Raw genomic sequence first — 21,379 nt, forward strand, 5'->3', positions numbered from 1 at the left:
CGGGTAACAGACCAATCAGCCGGTCTGGACAGCCGTCCTCGGGCCAGGTCAGTGTGTCAGTACGTCCAAACCGCGGAAGAAGGGCACCGTGAGCCTCCCCGACCAGAACAACCCCTACGGCGGGCCCCAGGGCCAGCAACAGCAGGCGCAGCAGCAACAGCCTGCCCAGCAGCAACAGCCTTACGGCTACCCGCAGTACCCCGGCGCCGGCCAGCCGTACCCGGCGTACCCGGGCGGTGCAGGGCCGTACGGCGACGGCGGCGGCTACCCGACGAGCATCCCGGGCAAGGCGACCGCCGCCCGCATCATGATGTTCATCTCGGCAGGTCTGCAGTCCCTGCTCTCACTCGTGCTGCTCATCGTCATCGCGGTGGACTCGGACTCCTTCGAGGACGGCTTCGAGGAAGGCTCGGGCGTCGACGTCCCGGCGGAAGCGGTGGCCGTGATCGCCGGCATCTATCTGGTGCACGCGATCCTGGGCATCGTCCTCGCCTCGCTGTTCGGCAGGGGCGCGGGGGGCGTGCGCGTCGGCAGCATCGTGTGGCTGAGCTTCCTTATCCTCTTCGGTCTGGTGTCGCTCCCGTTCGGCATCATCTGGGTCGCGCTCGGCATCATCTCGATCGTGATGGTCGCGAACCGCGACTCCGGGCGCTGGTTCTCGCGGCCCAGGCAGTGACATTCGTTACGTATACGGACGGAGCCCCGCCGGCGAAGGCGGGGCTCCGTTCGTCTGTGCGATCCCTGTGATCTGTGCCGGCCGAGCCGACCGGCCTCAGTGGTAGAAGTGCCGTGCGCCGGTGAAGTACATGGTCACGCCCGCCTTCTGCGCGGCCTCGATCACCTGCTCGTCGCGGATCGAGCCGCCCGGCTGCACCACGGCCCGTACCCCCGCTTCGAGCAGCACCTCGAGACCGTCGGGGAACGGGAAGAAGGCGTCCGAGGCGGCGTACGCCCCGGCCGCGCGCTCCGCGCCCGCGCGCTGCACGGCGAGCTTCGCCGAGTCGACGCGGTTGACCTGACCCATGCCGACGCCCACGGTGGCGCCGTCCTTCGCCAGCAGGATCGCGTTGGACTTCACCGCGCGGCACGCCCGCCAGGCGAACGCCAGGTCCGCCAGCCCCGCCGCGTCGAGGCCCGCGCCCGCGGCGAGCCGCCAGCCCGCCGGGTCGTCGCCCCCGGCCTGGAAGACGTCCCGCTTCTGCACCAGCAGGCCGCCGTCGACGGGCCGGAACTCCTGCCCGCGCTGCGGCGTCCCGGCGCTGCGCAGGATGCGGATGTTCTTCTTCCGCGCCAGCGCCTCCAGCGCCCCGTCCTCGTACTCCGGCGCCACGATGACCTCGGTGAAGATGTCCGCGACCTGCTCGGCCATCGCCTTCGACACCGGCCGGTTGACGGCGATCACGCCGCCGTACGCGGACACGGGGTCGCAGGCGTGCGCCTTGCGGTGCGCCTCGGCGACGTCCTCGGCGACGGCGATGCCGCAGGGGTTGGCGTGCTTGATGATGGCGACGCAGGGGCGCTCGTGGTCGTACGCGGCGCGGCGGGCGGCCTCGGTGTCGACGTAGTTGTTGTACGACATCTCCTTGCCGTGCACCTGCTCGGCGCCGGGCAGCCCTGCGCCGGAGCCGTCGGTGTAGAGGGCCGCGGCCTGGTGCGGGTTCTCGCCGTAGCGCAGCGGGCTCAGCCGGGTGTAGGCGGCGCCGACGAAGTCCTGCGGTCCTTCGTCCGCGGGGGCGTAGTCCGCGGCGAACCAGTTGGCCACGGCCACGTCGTACGCCGCCGTGTGCTGGAACGCCTCCGCCGCGAGCCGCTTGCGCTGCGCCAGGTCGAAGCCGCCGTCCCCGACGGCCTTGAGCACCTCGTCGTAGCGCGCCGGGTTGACGACGACGGCGACCGACGGGTGGTTCTTCGCCGCGCCCCTGACCATCGAAGGGCCGCCGATGTCGATCTGCTCCACGCACTCGTCGGGCGAGGCGCCGGAGGCGACGGTCTCGGCGAACGGGTAGAGGTTGCTCACCAGCAGCTCGAACGGCTCGACGCCCAACTCCGCGAGCTGCCGCCGGTGGTCGTCGAGGCGCAGGTCGGCCAGGAGGCCCGCGTGCACCCGCGGGTGCAGGGTCTTGACCCGGCCGTCCAGGCACTCGGGGAAGCCGGTCAGCTCCTCGACCTTCGTCACCGGCACTCCCGCGGCGGCGATGCGCGCGGCCGTGGAGCCGGTGGAGACGAGCGCGACCCCGGCCCCGTGCAGCCCGCGGGCCAGCTCCTCCAGGCCGGTTTTGTCGTAGACGCTGATCAGCGCGCGGCGTACCGGCCGCCGGGAGTCAGCCCCGGCACCCTCTTCCGACGCGGAACCTGCCTTGCCCGGGGACCCAGAATTACTCACCGAACCGAACCTTTCGATCCTCGACGCGGTACCCGTCCCGGGCCAGCCGGCCCACGACGTCGACGAGCAGCCGCCGTTCGACTTCCTTGATGCGCTCGTGCAGCGCCTCGCCCCCGTCCCTGTGGTCCTCCTCGCGGACCTCGACCGCGCCCTGCGCGATGATCGGGCCGGTGTCGACGCCTTCGTCGACGAAGTGGACGGTGCACCCGGTGACCTTCACGCCGTGCGCGAGCGCGTCGCGTACGGCGTGGGCGCCGGGGAAGCTGGGGAGCAGCGCGGGGTGGGTGTTGACGAACCGGCCGCCGAAGCGGGCCAGGAACTCCTTCCCCACGATCTTCATGAACCCGGCCGAGACCACGAGGTCCGGCTCGTACGCGGCCGTGGCCTCGGCCAGCGCCCGGTCCCACTCCGCGCGGGTGGCGAAGTCCTGGACCCGGCAGACGAACGTCGGCAGCCCGGCGCGCTCCGCCCGCAGCAGCCCGGCGGCGCCGGCCTCGGCGGTGCGGTCGGCGCCGACCGCGACGACCTCGGCGCCGTAGGCGTCCGCCCCCTGCCCGGCGACGGCGTCGAGCAGGGCCTGCAGATTCGTGCCCGAGCCGGAGACGAGCACGACGAGGCGGGCGGGCGCATGCGCAACCACGGGGGATCTCTCTTCGGCGGGCGATTGTGTGTCCGTACGAGCCGCGAGACCCTGGGGTGCCAGGGGTCCCGGGGAGGGGCGGCGGACGTCTGCCACCATACCGGGCGTCCCCTGGCGGGGCCGCGCCAGGCCGGGCGGGGTAGCGTCTCCGGTAGCAGTTACGCGCGCCCGCGCACGCGGCCCGGCCGCGCGGGCAGACGACCTGAGGAGACGACGCCGTCCAGATGCAGCAGGACCGACGCCGCAGCGCGGCCCTCCGACGCCCCGTCCCCGCAGCGGCCGGGGGCCCTTCGCAGTCCCCCGGCTGGTTCGGCGCGCCCCGGGACGTGCTCGTGCCCGGACAAGGCGGCGTCGTGTACCGCGACTCCAGGCCGCCGTCGGACCCCCAGGCCCCGGCGCCGCCGCCGGAGGGCGGCGGGCAGGGCGGCCAGGGCGCGCAGGGCGGCCAGGGGACGCCGGGCGGCCAGGACGGACAGGGCGGACAGGGGCAGCCGCAGTACGGGCCCGGGCCTTACGGTGCTCCGCCGCAGGGGCCGCCGCAGAACGGTCCCGGACCGCAGGACGCGCCGCCCCAGGGGCAACCACCGCAGGGCCCGCAGGGATCTCCCGGTGGCGGCGGCCAGGGCGGTCCGCAGCACGGCGGCCAGGGCGGTCAGGACGGCCAGGGCAACGGGCAGGGCAACGGTCAGAACGGCGGTCAGGACCAGCCGCCGCCCCCGTGGGGCAACCAGTGGAGCAGCCACCAGCCGCCCCCCGGGCACGGCGGTTGGGGCGGCGGCGACCACGGCCGGCAGGGCTCCGGCGGCGGCCCGCAGGGCCAGGGGCCAGGCCCCGGCGGCTCCGGCGACGGGCCGGGACCGGGCCGGGACAACGGCCGGGACAACGGCCGGGACAGCGGCGACGGGCCGGGGAAGAACCTGCGCTGGGACCCGACCGACCCGGTGCAGCGCCGCTCGCGGTACGCACTGCTCGCCGGCATGTGGGGCTTCTTCTTCGCCCTGTTCAACTGGTGGCCGCTGGCCCTGCTCCTCGGCTCGCTCGCCCTCTACTGGGGCATCGACGCGCTGCGCGGCAAGTCCCGCCCGGCGGGCAACGGCGCGGCCGCCAACGGCCGCGCCAACGGCGGCGGCACGGACGCGTACGGCCAGCCGGTGCAGCGCCGGGCCCGTGGCGGCCGTCCGCACACCACCGCGGCGATCACCGGCATCGTGGCGGCGGGCATCACGCTGTCCATCGTGCTCATCGGGTTCTCGGTGCAGATCGCGTACCGCGACTACTTCAACTGCCGCAGCGACGCGCTCACCGAGGCGTCGAAGGACCACTGCACCAACGAACTGCCCAAGCCCCTGCGGACGTTCTTCGAGCGCGACTGAGCGGGAGCAGCGGAGCAGTCACTCACCTTCGTGCCCGGGCGCCCGCTGCGGCGGCGCCCGGGCGCGGTGCGTACGGCCTCGGCCCATGCCGTACGGCGCCGGTACCTCCCGTACGGCGTCAGTCGCCGCCCGGTTCCTCCTCCCACTCCTCCGCCAGCCGCGAACGCGGCTCCCACAGCGGCCAGCCCTGCCGCCCCCACGTCCACCGCCGCGCCCGTACGCGCCCGCGGGGCGCGGCCACCGACGTCGGCACCGGCAGCGGCGCCGCGCCGCGCAGCCGGACGGCCCGTACCGTGAGCGCGACCGGCACCCCGACCAGCGCCGTCCACGCCACCGCCGCACCGCCGGCCTGCCACCACACCGGGCCGAAGGCCGCGAGCGTCTCCGTACCGAGCGGCCCGCCTGCGAGCCACGCCACCGCGGCCGTGCCCGCGCCGCAGCCGAGCGCCGCCAGCGCCGTCACCCACACCGTGGGCCACCACCGCCAACTCGGCTCCCGCTCCCCCGCCACCGGCGCCGCGGCCCGCCCCGCGAAGCACCCGACCACGATCCCCGCCGCCACCGGCACCGCCGCGGCGGCCCAGGTCAGCGGTCCGCCGGGGCCCTCTCCCGGCACCGCGGCGAGCAGCGGGAAGACGGGCTGCTCGGGGTAGTCGGCGGCGCCCAGCGGCGTCACCGTGCTCCCCGCCCCGACGGCGAAGCCGGGCCCGAGCCCGTACGCCGCCGCCCACGTCGCGGCGTTCGGCAGCAGCGCCAGCGCGAGGAGGAAGACGCCGAACCGGCCGGAGACCGTCGTGGACAGGGACAGGAAGTGCTCCTGCGCGACGGCCGCGTGCGCGACCAGGGCGACCGCGCACAGCAGCGCGCCGCCGCCGAGCAGCGCGACGACCCCCGCCGCCCCGGCCCGCGCGGCGGCCTCCGCGCGCGGCGCCGCCCCGGCCCGGGCGTCGGCGGCGCCCGGGTGCCAGCGGCGGGGCAGCAGCACGGCGGGCGTGCCGGCCGCGGACCACACCCCGGCGGCGGTGGCCGCCGCCACCGTCAGCGGCACCACGGCGGCGACGCTGAGCGGCGAGGCGTGCAGCGGCCCGCCCAGCGCGTAGCCGGTGACACCGGCGGCGACGGCGAGGTAGCCGCAGGCCACCCACGCGCCGGTGGCCAGCGGCGCGAGCTGCGGCCTGCCGTCCTGCGGGGTGAGCGCGTCGCGCGCACCGCGGTGCAGGAGGAACACGGGCAGCGCCGTGAGCAGCAGCGGGGTGAGGCCGACGGGGGCTGGAGTGCCGGTGCGCGTCTCGGTGCGTACGAGATCGGCGCCGTGGGCGAGAAGCCACAGGTCGGCGACGATGTGCAGGGCGCCGCCCGGGCCGCTGTCGGGGTACGGGGACGTGATCCACAGCAGCAGCACGAGCACGGCGAGAAAGCCGAGGCCGAGGCCGGCGGCGAGGAACCCGCTCGCCAGCGCCGCGGCGACGGCGGCGCTGCGCGCGCCCTGGGCCCGGTGCCGGGGCGACAACGACGGGGCGAGGTCGGTCAATTGGCTCACGCCCGCCATGGTGCCAAATTAACCCGTTTCGCCCTGGTAACGAGCGTTTGCCCGTCGTGTTGGCCACGATGGTGCTATGGACCCTGACATATCCCCGCCGACCGGGCCGCCGGTCCCGGTCGGGCCCCGGGAGAGGCGCCGGCGGCGGCGCGGGCAGGGGCGGTCTCCCGATCTGGAGGACACCGAGGAGATCCCGGTCGTGGGCCTGGGCATGGCCGGGACGGGGGCGGGGGCGGATGCGTGGACCGGAGGCACCGGAGCATACGGGCTGGGGCCGGCCGGCGGGACGCCCGGGAACCGGGTCGCGGCGGGCCGGGCGCACCGGGTCGGCGTGTACGGGAACAGGGCGTACCGCGCGGGCCGGCGGGCCGCCGCCGCGCGGAACTCCGTGGCCGCCGCCGACACCGCGGCCGCCGCCGCGGAGGCCGCGTACGACGCCCTCTACCAGCGCTGCGCCGCCGACGTCGCCCGCCACACGTACCTGCTCACCGGCGACCACGCGCTGACCCGCGACGCCGTCGAGCACGCCTTCCACCTGGCGTGGGAGCGGTGGCCGGAGGTGGCCACGGACCGGGATCCGCCGGGGTGGGTGCGGGCGGCGGCGTTCGCGTACGTGCAGGAGCCCTGGGAGTGGCTGCGCGCCCGGTGGCGGCGCCGGGCGCGGCGCGGGGAGGAGGCGGGCGGGGACGGGACCGACGGGGCAGGCGGGGAGGTGCGCTGCGGCGAGGAGGCGGACCGGCGGGTGTTCGCGGCGCTGCGGGCGCTGCCGCAGTCGTACCGCAGCGCCGTCGTGGTCTACGACGTCGTCGGGCTCGACCTGCCCGCGGCCGCCGCCGAGCTGGAGGCCGGCACCCTGGCCGCCGCGGGGCGGGTCACGCACGCGCACGAGGCGCTGGCCGAGGCGCTGCCGGAGCTGGGGGCGCTGCCGGAGCGCAGGCGGGCGGAGGAGCTGCGCGCCCGGCTGCGGCGGTTCGCCGCGGCGCAGCCGATACGCACCCTGCCCCCGGGCGCGGCGCGGCAGCGCAGCGAGCGCCGTACGGACCGGCAGTTGCGCCGCTACGCCCTGCTGGCCGCCGTCATCTTCCTGATCGCCGCCGTCGTCTCCGTCATCGGCGAGATCCAGGCCCGCAACAGGGCCACGCCACCCGTGAAGCCCGCGTGGCTGACCGGCAGCTCCGTCTGGCCGCCCGCCCCCGGCCACGGCGCCCCGCCCGCACCGGGCTCCCGTGCTCCGGGCCCCGACGGCGGATCCGGCCACGGCCTGCCCGCCGCGCCGCTCGGGCCCGGTCCAGCCGCCGCGCCCGCCGGCGAACGGGACCACCCGTCCGTGGGACCCGTCCGCGGCACGTCAGGTTGACGCGCGCCCGCCCCGGCACGCGAGAGCGGGCCCGCCCCACCGGGGGCGGGCCCGCTCTCGTTCCGTGCCCCTGCCGGGGCCTGGGCGGCGAGCCGCGTCAGCCCGCCAGCACCTCGCGGGCCAGCCGCGCCGTCTCCGACGGCGTCTTGCCGACCTTCACGCCCGCGGCCTCCAGCGCTTCCTTCTTCGCCTGGGCCGTGCCCGAGGAGCCGGAGACGATGGCACCGGCGTGGCCCATGGTCTTGCCCTCGGGGGCGGTGAAGCCGGCGACGTAGCCCACGACCGGCTTGGTCACGTTGGCCTTGATGTAGTCCGCGGCCCGCTCCTCGGCGTCGCCGCCGATCTCGCCGATCATCACGATCAGGTCGGTGTCGGGGTCGGCCTCGAAGGCTTCGAGCGCGTCGATGTGGGTGGTGCCGATCACGGGGTCGCCACCGATGCCGACGCAGGTGGAGAAGCCGATGTCACGCAGCTCGTACATCATCTGGTACGTCAGCGTGCCGGACTTCGACACCAGGCCGATCCGCCCGGGCTTGGTGATGTCCGCGGGGATGATGCCGGCGTTGGACTGGCCCGGGGTGATCAGACCGGGGCAGTTGGGGCCGATGATGCGCGTCTTGTTGCCCTTGGCGCCCGCGTACGCCCAGAAGGCGGCGGTGTCGTGGACCGCGATGCCCTCGGTGATGACCACCGCGAGCGGGATCTCGGCGTCGATGGCCTCGATCACGGCGGACTTGGTGAACTTCTCCGGCACGAAGATCACGGTGACGTCCGCGCCGGTGGTGTCGATGGCCTCCTTGACGGAGCCGAAGACCGGGATCTCCGTGCCGTCGAAGTCGACCTTCTGGCCCGCCTTGCGGGGGTTGACCCCGCCGACGACGTTGGCGCCGGACGCCAGCATGCGCCGCGTGTGCTTCTGGCCCTCCGAGCCGGTCATGCCCTGGACGATGACCTTGGAGTCCTTGGTGAGGAAGATAGCCATGGTTTTCTTCTGCCCTCTGTCCTTACTTGGCGGCCAGCTCGGCGGCGCGGTCGGCGGCGCCGTCCATCGTGTCCACCTGCTCCACGAGCGGGTGGTTGGCGTCGCTGAGGATCTTGCGGCCCAGCTCGGCGTTGTTGCCGTCGAGCCGCACGACCAGCGGCTTGGTGACGTCCTCGCCCTTGCTCTTGAGCAGTTCGAGGGCCTGCACGATGCCGTTGGCGACCGCGTCGCACGCGGTGATGCCGCCGAAGACGTTGACGAAGACGGACCGGACGTCCGGGTCGCCGAGGATGATCTCCAGGCCGTTGGCCATCACGTCGGCGGAGGCGCCGCCGCCGATGTCCAGGAAGTTGGCGGGCTTGACGCCGCTGTGCTTCTCGCCCGCGTACGCGACGACGTCGAGGGTGGACATGACCAGACCCGCGCCATTGCCGATGATGCCGACCTGGCCGTCGAGCTTCACGTAGTTGAGGCCCTTGGCCTTGGCCGCGGCCTCCAGCGGGTTGGCGGCGGCCTTGTCCTCGAAGGCGACATGGTCGGGCTGGCGGAACTCGGCGTTCTCGTCCAGCGACACCTTGCCGTCCAGCGCGAGGACCGTGCCGTCGGCGGTCTTGACCAGCGGGTTGACCTCGACCAGGAGGGCGTCCTCCTTGATGAAGACCGTCCACAGCGTCTGCAGGACGTCGACGACCTGGTCGGCGATCTCGGCGGGGAAGCGCGCGGCGCCGACGATCTCGCGGGCCTTGGCCTCGGTCACGCCCTCGTTGGCGTCGACGGGGATCTTGGCCAGCGCCTCCGGCTTGGTGGCCGCGACCTCCTCGATGTCCATGCCGCCTTCGACGGAGGCCATGGCGAGGAAGGTGCGGTTGGCGCGGTCGAGGAGATACGACACGTAATATTCGTCGGCGATGTCCGCGGTCTGGGCGAGCATCACCTTGTGGACCGTGTGGCCCTTGATGTCCATGCCCAGAATCTGGCCGGCCTTCACGACGGCGTCGTCGGGGTCGGACGCCAGCTTCACGCCGCCCGCCTTGCCCCGGCCGCCGGTCTTGACCTGGGCCTTGACGACGGCGCGACCGCCGAGCTCCGCGGTCACCTGGCGCGCCGCGTCGGGCGTGTCGATGACTTCGCCGGCCAGCACCGGTACACCATGCTTGGCGAAGAGATCCCTCGCCTGGTACTCGAACAGATCCACGCGCGTCCGTCCCTTGTGATTCAGTCGTGTCGCGTTGTAATGGCAGGGTCGCCTTGCAGGTTAGCCCTGCCCGACAGCCCGGCCTAAATTCGGGGTCACACCGGCGCGGTGAGAACGGTCACAAGTGCGGTTCCCGTGTGAGCGGGTACGGATGGGGCACGGGGGACTCCTCTCCGCCTCCCGCTACGTCGCCGCGGGGACGGGCAGCGGGCGGCCTTCGAGCGCCGCCGCCATCACCTCGGGGAACAGCTCGGGCGTACAGGCGAACGCGGGTGCGCCGAGGGCGGCGAGCGCCGCCGCGTGATCACGGTCGTACGCGGGCGCCCCCTCGTCGGAGAGCGCGAGCAGCGCGACGAACTGCACGCCGGACGCCTTCATCGCGGCGACCCGCTTCAGCATCTCCTGGCGTATGCCGCCCTCGTACAGGTCGCTGATGAGCACGACGACGGTGTCGGCGGGGCGGGTGATGCGCTGCTGGCAGTACGCGAGCGCCCTGTTGATGTCCGTGCCGCCGCCGAGTTGGGTGCCGAAGAGCACGTCCACGGGGTCGCTGAGCTGGTCGGTGAGGTCGACGACCGCGGTGTCGAAGGCGACGAGGCGGGTGGCGAGGGAGCGCATCGAGGCGAGCACGGCGCCGAAGACGGAGGCGTAGACGACGGAGGCGGCCATGGACCCGGACTGGTCGATGGCGAGGACGACTTCCTTGCGGACGGAGCGGGCGGCGCGCGCGTAGCCGACGAGGCGCTCGGGGACGACGGTGCGGTGCTCGGGCACGTAGTGCTTGAGGTTGGCGCGGATGGTGCGGTCCCAGTCGATGTCGCGGTGCCGGGGGCGCTGCACGCGGGCGGCCCGGTCGAGGGCGCCGGTGAGGGTGGCGCGGGTGCGGGCGGCGAGCTTGCGCTCCAGGTCGTCGGTGACCTGCCGGACGACGGTGCGGGCGGTCTCGCGGGCCTCGTCGGGCATGGCCTTGGCGAGGGAGAGGAGCGTGCCGACCAGATGCACGTCGGGCTCGACGGCGGCGAGCATCTCGGGCTCCAGGAGGAGCGAGGCGATGCCGAGGCGGTCGATGGCGTCGCGCTGCATGACCTGGACGACGGGCGTCGGGAAGTACTCCCGCACGTCGCCGAGCCACCGGGCCACCTGCGGTGCGGAACCGCCGAGCCCGGCCCGCCGCCGGCCGCTGCGGCCGGGTTGCTCCGCGGCGCCGTAGAGAGCGGCCAGCACCTGATCCATCCCGGCGTCGTCCCCGCCCAGCGCGGCACCGGTCCCGTCCCCGCCGCCCTCGCCTCCCAGCACCAGCCGCCACCGCCGCAACCGCTCCCCCGCGGGGGCGGCGGGTGATGCGGGTGCGGGGGTCGGGGCCGCGGGGGCGGGGTCGGCGGGGGTGGGATCGGCGGGGGCGGGGTTGCCGGGGGTGGCGGGGCTCGCGTCCGCGGAGCGGACGGCGGAGGCAGGGGCAGAGGACACCGGAGCGACGAGAGCCGGGGTCACGGCGGCGGGGTCGGTGGCGGGGTCGGTGGCGGGGTCGGTGGCGGCGCGCGGTGCGGTGCCCCTCGTGGAGGGCCGGGAGGTGGGCATCTTGGACTCCTCTGCGGGGGTGCGGGGGTCTGGAGGCGAACCGGGTGCGGGCTTCACCGTCGTCCCTCCTCGGTGCCGAGCAGGGCGCGCAGCGTGGGCAGGACCGCGGCCGCGCGGGCCGGGTCGATCTCGTCGGCGAAGCCCGGCAGGCCCTCCGGCTCCGCCGGGCCCGCGGCGGAGGCGCCGCGGCGCACCAACTCGCCGATGGCGCGCCGGGCTCCCGGCTCGTACTCGGCGAACGTCCGCCGCAGCAGCGGCAGCACGTCCGTGAAGGTGTCGCCGGACAGCCCGGTCAGCCAGCCGTCGACCAGCGCGAGCAGCCGCTCGTCGTGGACGAGGAGCATGCCGCCGTCGCCGCCGAGGAAGCCCTCGACCCACGCGGCGGCGTCCGCGGGCGGCACCGCGTGCGACAGCGCGAGGCCCATGACCCGCTCCGCCTCGCCGGCCGGCATCCGGCCGCCGTCGAGGAGCAGCCGCACGGCCCGGCCCCTGATGAGCCCGGGCACGGTGTCCCGGCCCGCCAGCACCCTCAACGCACCGGCCCACCGCCCCCGCAGCGAACCAGCCGTGTCAGCGACCGCCGCCGTACCGCCCTCGGCGGCGGCTGGTCCGCGCCCATAGTTCACCGCACCGCCGGAGGCGTCCGCCTCAGAACCGGCGTCCGCCGGCCCCGCGCCCGCGTCCAGCAGCGCCACCGCCGCGTGCACCGCGTCGGCATGCGTCCGCATCTCCTGTGCCCCGTCCGCGTCGAGCCCCACGCACGCGGCCGGGAGGCCCACGAAGATGCGGTCGGCCAGCCCCGTGGCGACCTCCGTGAGCGCCGCGGTCTCCGTGCCGCGGACGTCGCCGTAGCGGACGGAGCGGGCCAGCGCCGGGAGCGCCGCGGCCAGGTGGCCGACGTCGGTGTCGAGCGCGGCGCGGTCGGCGAGTGCCCGCATGGCGACCGGCAGGGCGTCGGTCAGCTCGGCGAGCAGGCACTGCTCGGCCAGCGCCGTCACCTGCGCCAGCGAACCGGCCTGCGCCGCCTCGTACTCGGCCTTGGCCGTGGCCGCCGCGACCACCGTCGTGCCCCAGAGCGCCGCCTCCACGACCCGTACGGACAGGTCCGGCTCCCACCGCAGGGTCCACGTCTCCCGGAACGTGCCGGTGCTCGCCCGGGAGGCCGCGGGCACGCCCCAGTCGATGCCGAGCAGCCGCAGCCGGTGCAGCAGGCGGCTGCGCCCGGCGTCGGTCTCCTTGCGCAGATCGAGCTGCAGCTCGCGCTCCTCCGCCGCCGGCTTGAGCCGCAACGCCCGCTGCGTACGCGCCAGATCCCGCTGCAGCGGCACGGCGGGCGCCGACTCCGGCACCTCGCCGAGCGCGTCGCCCACGACGAGCCGGTCGGCGACGAGCGCCAGCGGCACCTCGGAGCCGTCGCACATCACGGCCCGTACGGCGTCGAGCGTCTCGGCCAGCCCGGCGAGCGGGCGGCCCCGCATCGTGGCCAGCGCGGTGGCGAGCCGGACGGCCTCGATGACGTGTGCGGACGAGACGGTCCGGCCCTCGGCGCGCAGCAGGCCGGCGACCTTGATCAACCAGCGCTCGATGGGCCGGTCCGGGACCTCGAAGAGATGCGCGTACCAGCCGGGGGAGTCGATGCCCGCCCCGTAGCCGCTCTGCCGCGCCAGCCGGCGGTGGGTCCACGGCACCCAGGCCACCTCGGTCTTGACCTTGGGCAGGCCCTTGAGCAGGCGGCGGTCGGCGGTGACGGTGGTACGGGCCCGCAGCGCGGGCACGTGCCACGCGCCGCAGACGACGGCGACCCGGCCGTCGAACTCGCGTCGCGCCTCCCGCAAACGCAGCCGCATGTGCGCTTCGCGCACCAGGTCCCGGTCGTGCCCTCCGTCCCCGTAGCGCTCGCGCAACGCGCCCATCGCCTCGCCCAGCGCGGCGAACGTCGCGGCGACGCCACCGCCGCCGGCCGCGGCGGCGTCCGGGCCGCGGAGGTCGGCGGCGGCGGAGCCGTCGGCGTCCGGCGCCGCGGGGTCCCCCGCCTCGGCCGCGGTCACCGCACGACCGCCCCGCTCCCCCGCTTCCGCACCCGGGTGCGGCATGCGGTGCTCGATCGCGTCCTCCCACCACCTCTCCGGGTCGTCGTACCCTGCGGCCTCCGCGAGGACCGCCAGCGGATCGATGCGCAGCGCCTCGGGGTTGAGCCCCGCCCCTTCCCCTCCCGTGCCTCCTGCTCCGTCCCCGTCGCCGGACCTGCCCTCCTCCTGCCCCTCGCCCGGACCCGGCCCGCCCGGCGCCAACTGGCCGGCGCCGGCCATCGCGAGGGTGTGCGTGGCGGGGAGGTCGATGAAGCGGACCGGGACGCCGTGGCGCAGCGCCCAGCGGATCGCGACCCACTCCGGCGAGAAGTGCGCCAGCGGCCAGAACCCCGCCCGCGCCGGCTCGTCGACGGCATGGGCCAGCAGCGCGACGGGCGGCCGCATCTCCTCGTCGCCGGCCAGTCCCACGATCACGTCCGCCTCCGGCGGCCCTTCGATGAGCACGACCCGCGGCCGGTACGCGTCCAGCGCCGCCGCGACCCCGCGCGCGGAGCCGGGCCCGTGGTGCCGCACGCCGAGCAGCAGCGGCTCGGCGGCCGCGGCGCTCCGCCTGCTCCCCTCCTCCACACCGCTCACAGCCCGCTCCCCCTCCACGACCCCGACTCCCCCACCCAAGCGCTCCGCGCTCCTCCCCGCCACGCCTGCGGCGACTCCCCCGGCCACGGATTCCGCGCCCCTCCCCGCCGGGCGCCCCGCGGCTTCCCCGGCCACGTGACCGGTGCCGCTCGCGGCCGCGGTCCGCACGGCTTCCTCGGCCGCGGGCGCCGCGCCTCCCGCTGCCCCGTGTCCCGTGCCCTCCTGCCGCGCGTCGGCGGACTCCTCGCCCGCATACGCCTCTTCCGCCACCTTCACCCCCTCACTCCCTTCCTTATTTCTTTATGTGCGGCACTCCGGTGGGGTCACGCCGTGAGCTCGCGGCAGGCGCGGTAGAAGTCCTTCCAGCCGTCGCGCTCGCGGACGACCGTTTCCAGGTACTCCTGCCAGACCACGCTGTCCGCCGCCGGATCGCGGACCACCGCGCTCTGGATGCCCGCCGCCACGTCGCTCGCGCGCAGCACCCCGTCGCCGAAGTGCGCCGCCAGCGCCAGGCCGCCGGTGACCACGGATATCGCCTCCGCCGTCGACAGCGTCCCGGACGGGGACTTGACCTTCGTCCGGCCGTCGGACGTCTGCCCGTCGCGCAGTTCGCGGAAGACCGTGACGACCCTGCGGATCTCGTCGACCGCCTCGGGCACCGGCGGGAGCTGGAGGGAGGCGCCGATCTGGGCGACGCGCTGGGTGACGATGCCGACCTCGTCCTCGGGGGACGCCGGGAGCGGCAGCACCACCGTGTTGAAACGGCGGCGCAGCGCGCTCGACAGCTCGTTGATCCCGCGGTCGCGGTCGTTGGCCGTCGCGATGACGTTGAACCCCCGGACGGCCTGGACCTCTTCGCCCAGCTCCGCGATCGGCAGGGTCTTCTCCGACAGGATGGTGATGAGCGAGTCCTGCACGTCGGCGGGGATCCGGGTCAGCTCCTCGACCCGCGCCGTCATGCCCTCCGCCATCGCCCGCATCACCGGGCTGGGCACCAGCGCCTCCCGGCTGGGTCCCGCGGCCAGCAACTGCGCGTAGTTCCACCCGTAGCGGATCGCCTCCTCCGGGGTGCCCGCCGTCCCCTGCACGAGCAGCGTGGAATCGCCGCTGACGGCGGCGGCCAGATGCTCCGAGACCCAGGTCTTCGCCGTGCCGGGGACGCCGAGGAGCAGCAGCGCCCTGTCCGTCGCCAGCGTGGCGACCGCGACCTCCACGATCCGGCGCGGGCCGACGTACTTGGGCGTGATGGCCGTGCCGTCCGGGAGCGTGCCGCCCAGCAGGTACGTGGACACCGCCCACGGCGAGAGCCGCCAGCGCGGCGGCCTGGGCCGGTCGTCCGCGGCGGCGAGGGCCGCCAGTTCATGCGCGAAGGCGTCCTCGGCGTGCGGCCGCAGCGCGGCGTCCGCGGCCGCGGATCCGCCGGTGCCCGCGGACTCCGCGGACCCCTCGGACTCCGCGGCCGTGCCCGCCTCGCCGCTGCCCCCGATGGCCGCGCCTGCCCCTGTCGTGGTCGTCATCGTCCCCTCCTCGCCGACTCGGTCGCAGCCGCCGCCCGCTACCGCCGCGGTGACTGCGGGAACCACCTTGCCGCACGGCACTGACACCGCCCCCGTGCCTGTGGACAACGCAGGTCAGGGCCGTTGTCAGTGGGGGGCCGTAGCGTCGTGGGCATGGACGGGCTGAGCGAACGGTGGAGCGTGGATCAGGTGTGGGGGCTGGCGCCTGACGCCTCGTCACGTACGGCGGGCGGCAAGCTCGCCGCGGCCGGGCCCTGGGTGGAGTCCGGGGCCGCGGGCGAGGCGGTGTGGGGGCTGTGCCGCGGGAGCGGGAGCAGGCCGTATCAGACGGTGGTGGATCTGCAGGGCCCGGCGTACAAGTGCAGTTGCCCGAGCCGGAAGTTCCCGTGCAAGCACGCGCTGGGGCTGCTGCTGCGCTGGGCGCAGGGCGACGTACCCGAGACCCCGGCGGGTGCGCCGGCTCCGGAGTGGGCGGCGGAGTGGCTGGCGAGCCGGCGGGAGAAGGCGGAGCGGAAGGCCGCCGCCGAGCCCGCGGCGGAGCGGGCCGCGGATCCGGCGGCGGCGGCCGAGGCCCGGCGGCGGGCGGAGCAGCGGCGGCAGCGGATCGCCGCGGGGGCCGCGGAGCTGGAGCAGCGGCTGGTGGACCTGCTGCGCGACGGGCTGGCGACGGCGCCGCGGGGCGCGGTGTGGGAGGAGACGGCGGCGCGGATGGTCGACGCGCAGGCGCCCGGGCTGGCGGCGCGGGTGCGCGAGTTGGGGACGCTGCCGGCTTCGGACCCGGGGTGGCCGGCGCGGCTGCTCGCCGAGTGCAGCCTGCTGCATCTGCTGGACCAGGGGTTCCTGCGGCTGGACGAGCTGCCCGAGCCGCTGGCGGCGACGGTGCGGGCACGGGTGGGCCTGACGGTCGACGCCGCGGGGCTGCTGCGCGGCGGCACGCTGCGGGACGACTGGCTGGTGCTGGCCCAGGAGGACGCCGACGACGGCAAGCTGGTCACGCGCCGCATCTGGCTGTGGGGCGCGGGCACGGAGCGGATGGCGCTGCTGCTGGCGTACGGGGCGGCGGGCCGGGCGCCGGAGCAGTCGCTGCCGACGGGGCTGGTGCTGGACGCGGAGCTGGCCTATTACCCGGGCGCGTACCCGCTGCGCGCGGCGCTCGGCGCGGTCCACGCGGGCCCGCGGACCTCGGCGGCGGGGGGTGGCAGGGACGCGCGGGCCGTGCCGCCGGGATCCGGGGTGGCGGCGGTGGCCGCGGCGTACGGGGCGGCGCTGGCGGCGGACCCGTGGCTGGAGGGGATACCGGCGGTCCTCACGGACGTGGTCCCGGTGCCGGAAGAGGGGGACGGAGGCTGGCAGTTGGCCGAGCGCACGGGCGACCGCGCGCTGCCGCTCCACCCGGCCGCGGGGCGCGGCCCGGGTGTGTGGCAGCTCCTCGCGGTGTCGGGGGGCGGCCCGGTCACGGTCTTCGGCGAGTTCGGCCACGCGGGCTTCCGCCCGCTGACCACGTGGTCGGGGGCCACGGCGGTCCCGCTGACGGGCGCGGTCGCGGCGGTGGCGGGTGCGGGGGCGCCGGTCGCGGCGGCGAAGGGCGGAGGCGCATGGCACTGATACGGGCTCGGGAGGAGTCGCGGCGCAACGGACCGGCGGGGGCCGGCCGGCGGGGCGCGAGACGTGAGGGACGGGCGGCGGCCGCCGTGGCGTGGGCGCACGGGTGCGGGGTTCGGGCGGAGTGCGGGTCTTCCGAGGGGGGCGTATGACGGCGGGGACGGCTGCGAGGACGCAGGTCTTCGAGGACTGGGGCGAGTTGGTCGGAGCGGCTGTCGTGGGGGGCGGGCGGCGGTGCGTCGACGAGGGGGCGCTGCTCGACGCCGCCGCCGCGGCCACCGTGCGGCGGCGGGCGGGGGTCGTGCCGGGGCCCGCGCGGCGGCTGCCCGAGCCCGCCGCGCACGATCCGCGGCCCCGGCTGCCCGCCGCCGCGCGGCGGCGGCTCGCCGGGCTGCTCGCGGACCGCTCCGGTACGGGTGGCGGCGCCCGGCGCCGCGGGCCCTCGCCCGACCTCGCCGAGCTGATACCGGAGTGGCTGCGGCACGCCGTCGAGTGCGGCTACCAGGCGCCGCCCGAGTTGCTGCCCGCGCTGCTCGACGCCGCCCGGGCCCGTATCGACCTGCGGCCGCACGCGCTCGCCCTCGCCGGGCCGCGCGGACTGTGGCTCGCCGAGCGGGCGCCGCAGTGGGCGCCGCTGCTGCGCGACGGCGCGGCCGGGCCCGCGCTGCCCGACCCGCGCGACGCGGGCGCCGTCCGCGCGCTGTGGGAGGAGGGGCCGCGGACCGGCGGGCCGGGGACCAGCCAGGTGCGCGGTGCGCTCTTCGCCGAGGTGCGCAGGGCCGACCCCGCGGGCGCCGTCGAGTTGCTGACGACGACCTGGCCGGCCGAGAAGGCCGAGGACCGGCTCGCGTTCGTGGAACTGCTGCGCACGGGGCTGTCCCTCGCCGACGAGCCGTTCCTGGAGGACGCGCTGGCCGACCGCAGCCGCGGCGTACGGACGGCGGCCGCCGAACTCCTCGCCGGGCTCCCCGGTTCGGCGCTGGCCGGGCGGATGGCCGCGCGGGTGCGGTCGCTGGTGGTGCTCGACCGCAGCGAGGAGCCGCCGGTCGTGGCGGTGGAGGCGCCGTACGAGTGCGACGCCGCCATGCAGCGGGACGGGATCGTGGCGACGCCGCCGGCGGGCATGGGCGAGCGGTCGTGGTGGTTCGGGCAGTTGGTCGCGGCGGCGCCGCTGGCGGTGTGGACGGAGGTCTTCGACGACCGGACGCCGGCGGAGGTCATCGACCTGCCCGTCGCCGACGGCTGGCGGCCCGACCTGCTCGCCGCCTGGAGCCGCGCCGCCGCCCGGCAGCACGACGCCGCCTGGGCCCGCGCCCTCCTCGGCACCGCCCCGACCTCGCCGCCGAACGAGCCACCGCCCTTCACCGCGGGCCCGCCCTCCCCCGCCCGCATCCCCGCACCCGGCAGCGCGTCGGGCGGCGGCGAGCACGTCCCCGGGCGGGACCCCGCGCGGCTGCTCACCGCGCTGCCCGAGGCGGAACGGGCCGCGTGGGTCGCCGAGTTCATCGCGGCGCACGGCCTGTCCGAGGCGTTCCGCCTCCTCGGTGCCTGCGCCGTGCCGTGGCCGGAGGAGCTGGGCCGGGCCGTGGTCGACGCCCTGGAGATCGCGCGGGACGGCGGCAGTTACCCGTGGAGCTTCAGCGGCGTGATGGGCCTCGCGGAGCGCTGCCTCGACCCCTCGTACGCCGTCCGCCTCGAACCACTGGCCGCGATGCACGAGGAGGCGGAGGAGAGTTCGCCCGGCGCCGCCGGGTACTGGTCGGAGGCGTTCCAGCGGCTGGTCGCCACCCTGCGGATACGCGCGGCGATGCGCGACGAGCTGACCGCGCCCGCCGCCCTGCGGCCCTGACGGACCGGGGCGCGCAGACGGTCACCCGCCGCTCCCGGTGGCGCAACGCGCCACCGGGTGCGCGCCCTCGGGGCGTACGCCCTACGCGCCCGCCGGCTCCCGCACGTGCGTCCGCACCCACTCCACCACTTCGGTGGTCGCCGCGCCCGGCGTGAAGATCGCCGCGACACCCAGCCCCTTCAACTGCGGGATGTCGTCCTCCGGGATGATCCCGCCGCCGAACAGCTTGATGTCCAGCGCGTCCCGCTCCCGCAGCAGCTCCACGACCTTGCCGAAGAGCGTCATGTGCGCCCCGGAGAGGATGGAGAGGCCGATCGCCTCGGCGTCCTCCTGGATCGCGGTGTCGACGATCTGCTCCGGCGTCTGGTGCAGGCCCGTGTAGATGACCTCCATGCCGGCGTCGCGCAGCGCCCGCGCGATGACCTTGGCCCCGCGGTCGTGGCCGTCGAGTCCCGGCTTGGCCACCACCACGCGGATCGGACCGGTGCCACTCATCGCTGCCTCCATCGCGCCGTCCCGCGCGTCCGTGAGTCCTTCGAGGGTGTGAACGAACGTTATCCCCAGCATCCCGCACCCCGGCCGACCGCAACATCCGGGGAGGGGGAAATCACACGGGCGGCCACCGGCAAATCGGACAGCCGTGGCCCCGGTCTTACCCTCGGGTACTCGAAAAATCGGGCAAGTGCCCCGAACGCGCCCCGGCGAAACCAAGGAAAGATTGTCGAGCCGTGGGACGCCCGGTACAGTCGCGGCAGTCTCCTGCTCCCGAGGCGAAAGAGAAGTGGTGAACGACCGTCCCCCGCCGGGCTTCCCCACCCCGGCCTCTCCCGCTGGCGACGCCTCCGCCTATGGAAGCCTCGACAGCTTCGGGTACGGCTACGACACCTCCGGCCACGGCGGCGGTTCCGGTGAAGAGCCTCTCCATCACGGCTATCAGAGCTACGACCAGAGCTATGACGGCTACGACGCGAGCCAATCGGCCGCGTACGACTCGGGCACCTACGCCACCACCGGCTACGAGGCCGGCGGCTATCTGACGCCCGACGCCGCCCCGTCGTGGGACACCGGCACGCAGTCCGCCGACTTCGGCACGTACGGCGCGAACGGCCTGTACGGCACGGCCGATCCCTACGCCGCCGACGCCCACGCCTCCGGCGGCTACGACGTCTCCGCGCTCTGGACGGAAGCCGCCACCGACACCCCGGCCGCCGGCATTCCGGCGGGCGGCATCCCGCGGCAGGCGGGCCCGGCCGACGACTACGACTACGGCTATCCCTCGGCGAGCGCTCCGGCCGGGCAGTGGAACACCACCGGCGAGTGGTCCGAGTGGGACACCGGCGCGCAGTACGAGGCCGGGCAGTACGAGGCCGCGCATGCCGCGCATGCCGCGCAGTACGACGGCACGCAGCACGAGGCCGCGGCGTACGACGGCACGCAGTACGACGGTACGCAGTACGAAGCCGTGCAGCACGAAGTCCCGCAGCACGCGGGCACGCAGTACGACTCCGCCGCCGGCTGGGACACCGGCCACTACGACACCTCGGCGTACGCGGAGGCGGCCACGGACACGACGGGGTACCCGGACGCGACGGGGTACCCGGACGCCACGGCGTACGCCGAAGCCACCGTGTACCCCGAGGCGTTCGCCGACACCGCGGCGGCCACCGCCGCGTACGACGAGCACGCGGTCTACGCCCCGGACTACGCGAACGCCGCGCACACCGACCCCGACGCGACCTCCGCCTGGGACTTCGCCGCCCTCGCCGAGCACGACGGCGCCGAAGGCGTCCACGGCCCCGGCAAGCCGGACGGGTTCGACCACCCCGACGCACCCGGGACCCCCGCGACGCTCGACGCCGACCCCGCACCCGCCCCCAGCGCCGCGCGCCGGCCGGCCGGCGTCCCCGTCGGCCGCGCCGTACGCGCCCGCCGCCGCTGTCCCAAGCGCTCCGCGCTGCTGACCGTGGCCGTGCCGTCCATCGCCGTCGTCGGCGTGGCCGGGGTCGCCGCGGCGACCGTCACCGGCACCGGCAAGGGCGGCGCCGAGGGCGACGGCAAGACGACGCAGGCGGCCGCGGACACGGCGTCCGCGAAGACCTCGAAGGCCAACGCCGCGCTCGACACGCAGCTTCGCGGCGTCACCGAGGACGCCGACGACTTCGCCGACCGCGCCAGCCGCACCCAGGAGCGCATCGACCTCAAGGAGAAGCAGGAGGCCGAGCGGAAGCGGGAGGCGGAGGAGGCGGCGCGCAAGGAGGCGCTGCGCCCGAAGTTCGCGGTCCCGGTCGACAGCCCCGGGCTCAGCGCGTACTACGGCCAGGCGGGCGTCAACTGGATGTCCGTGCACACCGGCATCGACTTCCCCGTCTCGTACGGCAGCGAGGTCAAGGCCGCCACCGACGGCACGGTCACCACCCGCTACGACTACTCGTACGGGAACATGCTCGTCCTCACCGCCGCCGACGGCACCGAGACGTGGTACGCCCACCTCGACAGCTACGCCATCACCACCGGCCCCGTACAGGCGGGCGACGTCGTCGCCTACTCGGGCAACTCCGGCAACTCCACGGGACCGCACCTGCACTTCGAGGTGCACCCCGGCGGCGGCTCCGCCATCGACCCGCTCGCCTGGCTGCAGGAGAAGGGCCTCGACCCGCAGTAGGCGACCCGCAGCAGGCCGCGCGGCACGTACGCACC

At 75.6% G+C, this 21,379-nt stretch carries 15 protein-coding genes; 6 read left to right on the forward strand and 9 right to left on the reverse strand.

The genetic code is table 11. The annotated features are described in order from the left end of the window. Positions 1–88 precede the first annotated feature (88 nt). Positions 89–676 (forward strand): hypothetical protein, encoded by a 588-nt coding sequence (locus ACFYVJ_RS01495; RefSeq protein WP_388885346.1) that lies wholly within the window; start codon positions 89–91, stop codon positions 674–676. Between the two features lie 96 nt (positions 677–772). Here ACFYVJ_RS01495 and purH read toward each other — a convergent pair whose 3' ends face one another. Together purH and purN are read right to left on the reverse strand one after the other, a co-directional pair. Then, complete coding sequence (purH, locus tag ACFYVJ_RS01500; protein WP_388885349.1) at positions 773–2,383, reverse strand: bifunctional phosphoribosylaminoimidazolecarboxamide formyltransferase/IMP cyclohydrolase; 1,611 nt, start codon at positions 2,381–2,383, stop codon at positions 773–775. After that, positions 2,376–3,023 carry a phosphoribosylglycinamide formyltransferase gene (purN, locus tag ACFYVJ_RS01505; protein WP_388885352.1) on the reverse strand — a complete coding sequence of 216 codons (648 nt, stop codon included), beginning with the start codon at positions 3,021–3,023 and terminating at the stop codon, positions 2,376–2,378. The genes purH and purN overlap by 8 nt, the downstream gene beginning before the upstream one ends. Before the next feature lie 224 nt (positions 3,024–3,247). Between purN and ACFYVJ_RS01510 the strand changes: the two genes are divergently transcribed. After that, positions 3,248–4,396, forward strand: a complete 1,149-nt coding sequence (locus ACFYVJ_RS01510; RefSeq protein ID WP_388885354.1) for a hypothetical protein — start codon at positions 3,248–3,250, stop codon at positions 4,394–4,396. 118 nt (positions 4,397–4,514) lie between these two features. On the opposite strand, the gene ACFYVJ_RS01515 is transcribed toward ACFYVJ_RS01510, so the two are convergent. Next, entirely contained in the window at positions 4,515–5,936 is a 1,422-nt protein-coding gene (locus tag ACFYVJ_RS01515; RefSeq protein WP_388885356.1) for a DUF6350 family protein, read from the reverse strand. Between the two features lie 76 nt (positions 5,937–6,012). On the opposite strand from ACFYVJ_RS01515, the gene ACFYVJ_RS01520 reads away from it, so the two are divergent. Next, a complete protein-coding gene (locus ACFYVJ_RS01520) occupies positions 6,013–7,293 on the forward strand; it encodes a hypothetical protein (RefSeq protein ID WP_388885359.1) in 1,281 nt (426 codons plus the stop codon). Positions 7,294–7,390: 97 nt separating this feature from the next. Here ACFYVJ_RS01520 and sucD read toward each other — a convergent pair whose 3' ends face one another. The 5 genes from sucD to ACFYVJ_RS01545 all read right to left on the reverse strand — a co-directional run bounded on the left by sucD (position 7,391) and on the right by ACFYVJ_RS01545 (position 15,231). Further along, positions 7,391–8,275: a succinate--CoA ligase subunit alpha gene (gene sucD, locus ACFYVJ_RS01525; protein ID WP_388885362.1), complete on the reverse strand. Its 885-nt coding sequence runs from the start codon at positions 8,273–8,275 to the stop codon at positions 7,391–7,393. 22 nt (positions 8,276–8,297) lie between these two features. Next, positions 8,298–9,470 carry an ADP-forming succinate--CoA ligase subunit beta gene (sucC, locus tag ACFYVJ_RS01530; protein WP_388885365.1) on the reverse strand — a complete coding sequence of 391 codons (1,173 nt, stop codon included), beginning with the start codon at positions 9,468–9,470 and terminating at the stop codon, positions 8,298–8,300. 183 nt (positions 9,471–9,653) lie between these two features. After that, a complete protein-coding gene (locus ACFYVJ_RS01535) occupies positions 9,654–11,048 on the reverse strand; it encodes a VWA domain-containing protein (RefSeq protein ID WP_388885368.1) in 1,395 nt (464 codons plus the stop codon). Positions 11,049–11,101: 53 nt separating this feature from the next. Next, complete coding sequence (locus ACFYVJ_RS01540; RefSeq protein WP_388885371.1) at positions 11,102–13,714, reverse strand: DUF5682 family protein; 2,613 nt, start codon at positions 13,712–13,714, stop codon at positions 11,102–11,104. Between the two features lie 323 nt (positions 13,715–14,037). Then, positions 14,038–15,231, reverse strand: a complete 1,194-nt coding sequence (locus ACFYVJ_RS01545; RefSeq protein ID WP_388885374.1) for an AAA family ATPase — start codon at positions 15,229–15,231, stop codon at positions 14,038–14,040. Positions 15,232–15,378: 147 nt separating this feature from the next. Between ACFYVJ_RS01545 and ACFYVJ_RS01550 the strand changes: the two genes are divergently transcribed. Next, entirely contained in the window at positions 15,379–16,836 is a 1,458-nt protein-coding gene (locus tag ACFYVJ_RS01550; protein WP_388886131.1) for an SWIM zinc finger family protein, read from the forward strand. A gap of 145 nt (positions 16,837–16,981) precedes the next feature. Continuing rightward, positions 16,982–18,682, forward strand: coding sequence for a DUF5691 domain-containing protein (locus ACFYVJ_RS01555; RefSeq protein WP_388885377.1), 1,701 nt, complete (start codon positions 16,982–16,984; stop codon positions 18,680–18,682). A gap of 81 nt (positions 18,683–18,763) precedes the next feature. On the opposite strand, the gene ACFYVJ_RS01560 is transcribed toward ACFYVJ_RS01555, so the two are convergent. Continuing rightward, positions 18,764–19,177 (reverse strand): cobalamin B12-binding domain-containing protein, encoded by a 414-nt coding sequence (locus tag ACFYVJ_RS01560; RefSeq protein WP_047017636.1) that lies wholly within the window; start codon positions 19,175–19,177, stop codon positions 18,764–18,766. Positions 19,178–19,466: 289 nt separating this feature from the next. On the opposite strand from ACFYVJ_RS01560, the gene ACFYVJ_RS01565 reads away from it, so the two are divergent. Next, positions 19,467–21,344 carry a M23 family metallopeptidase gene (locus ACFYVJ_RS01565; protein ID WP_388885380.1) on the forward strand — a complete coding sequence of 626 codons (1,878 nt, stop codon included), beginning with the start codon at positions 19,467–19,469 and terminating at the stop codon, positions 21,342–21,344. Positions 21,345–21,379 lie beyond the last annotated feature (35 nt).

Source organism: Streptomyces sp. NPDC004134, from assembly GCF_042874195.1.
GTDB lineage: Bacteria > Actinomycetota > Actinomycetes > Streptomycetales > Streptomycetaceae > Streptomyces.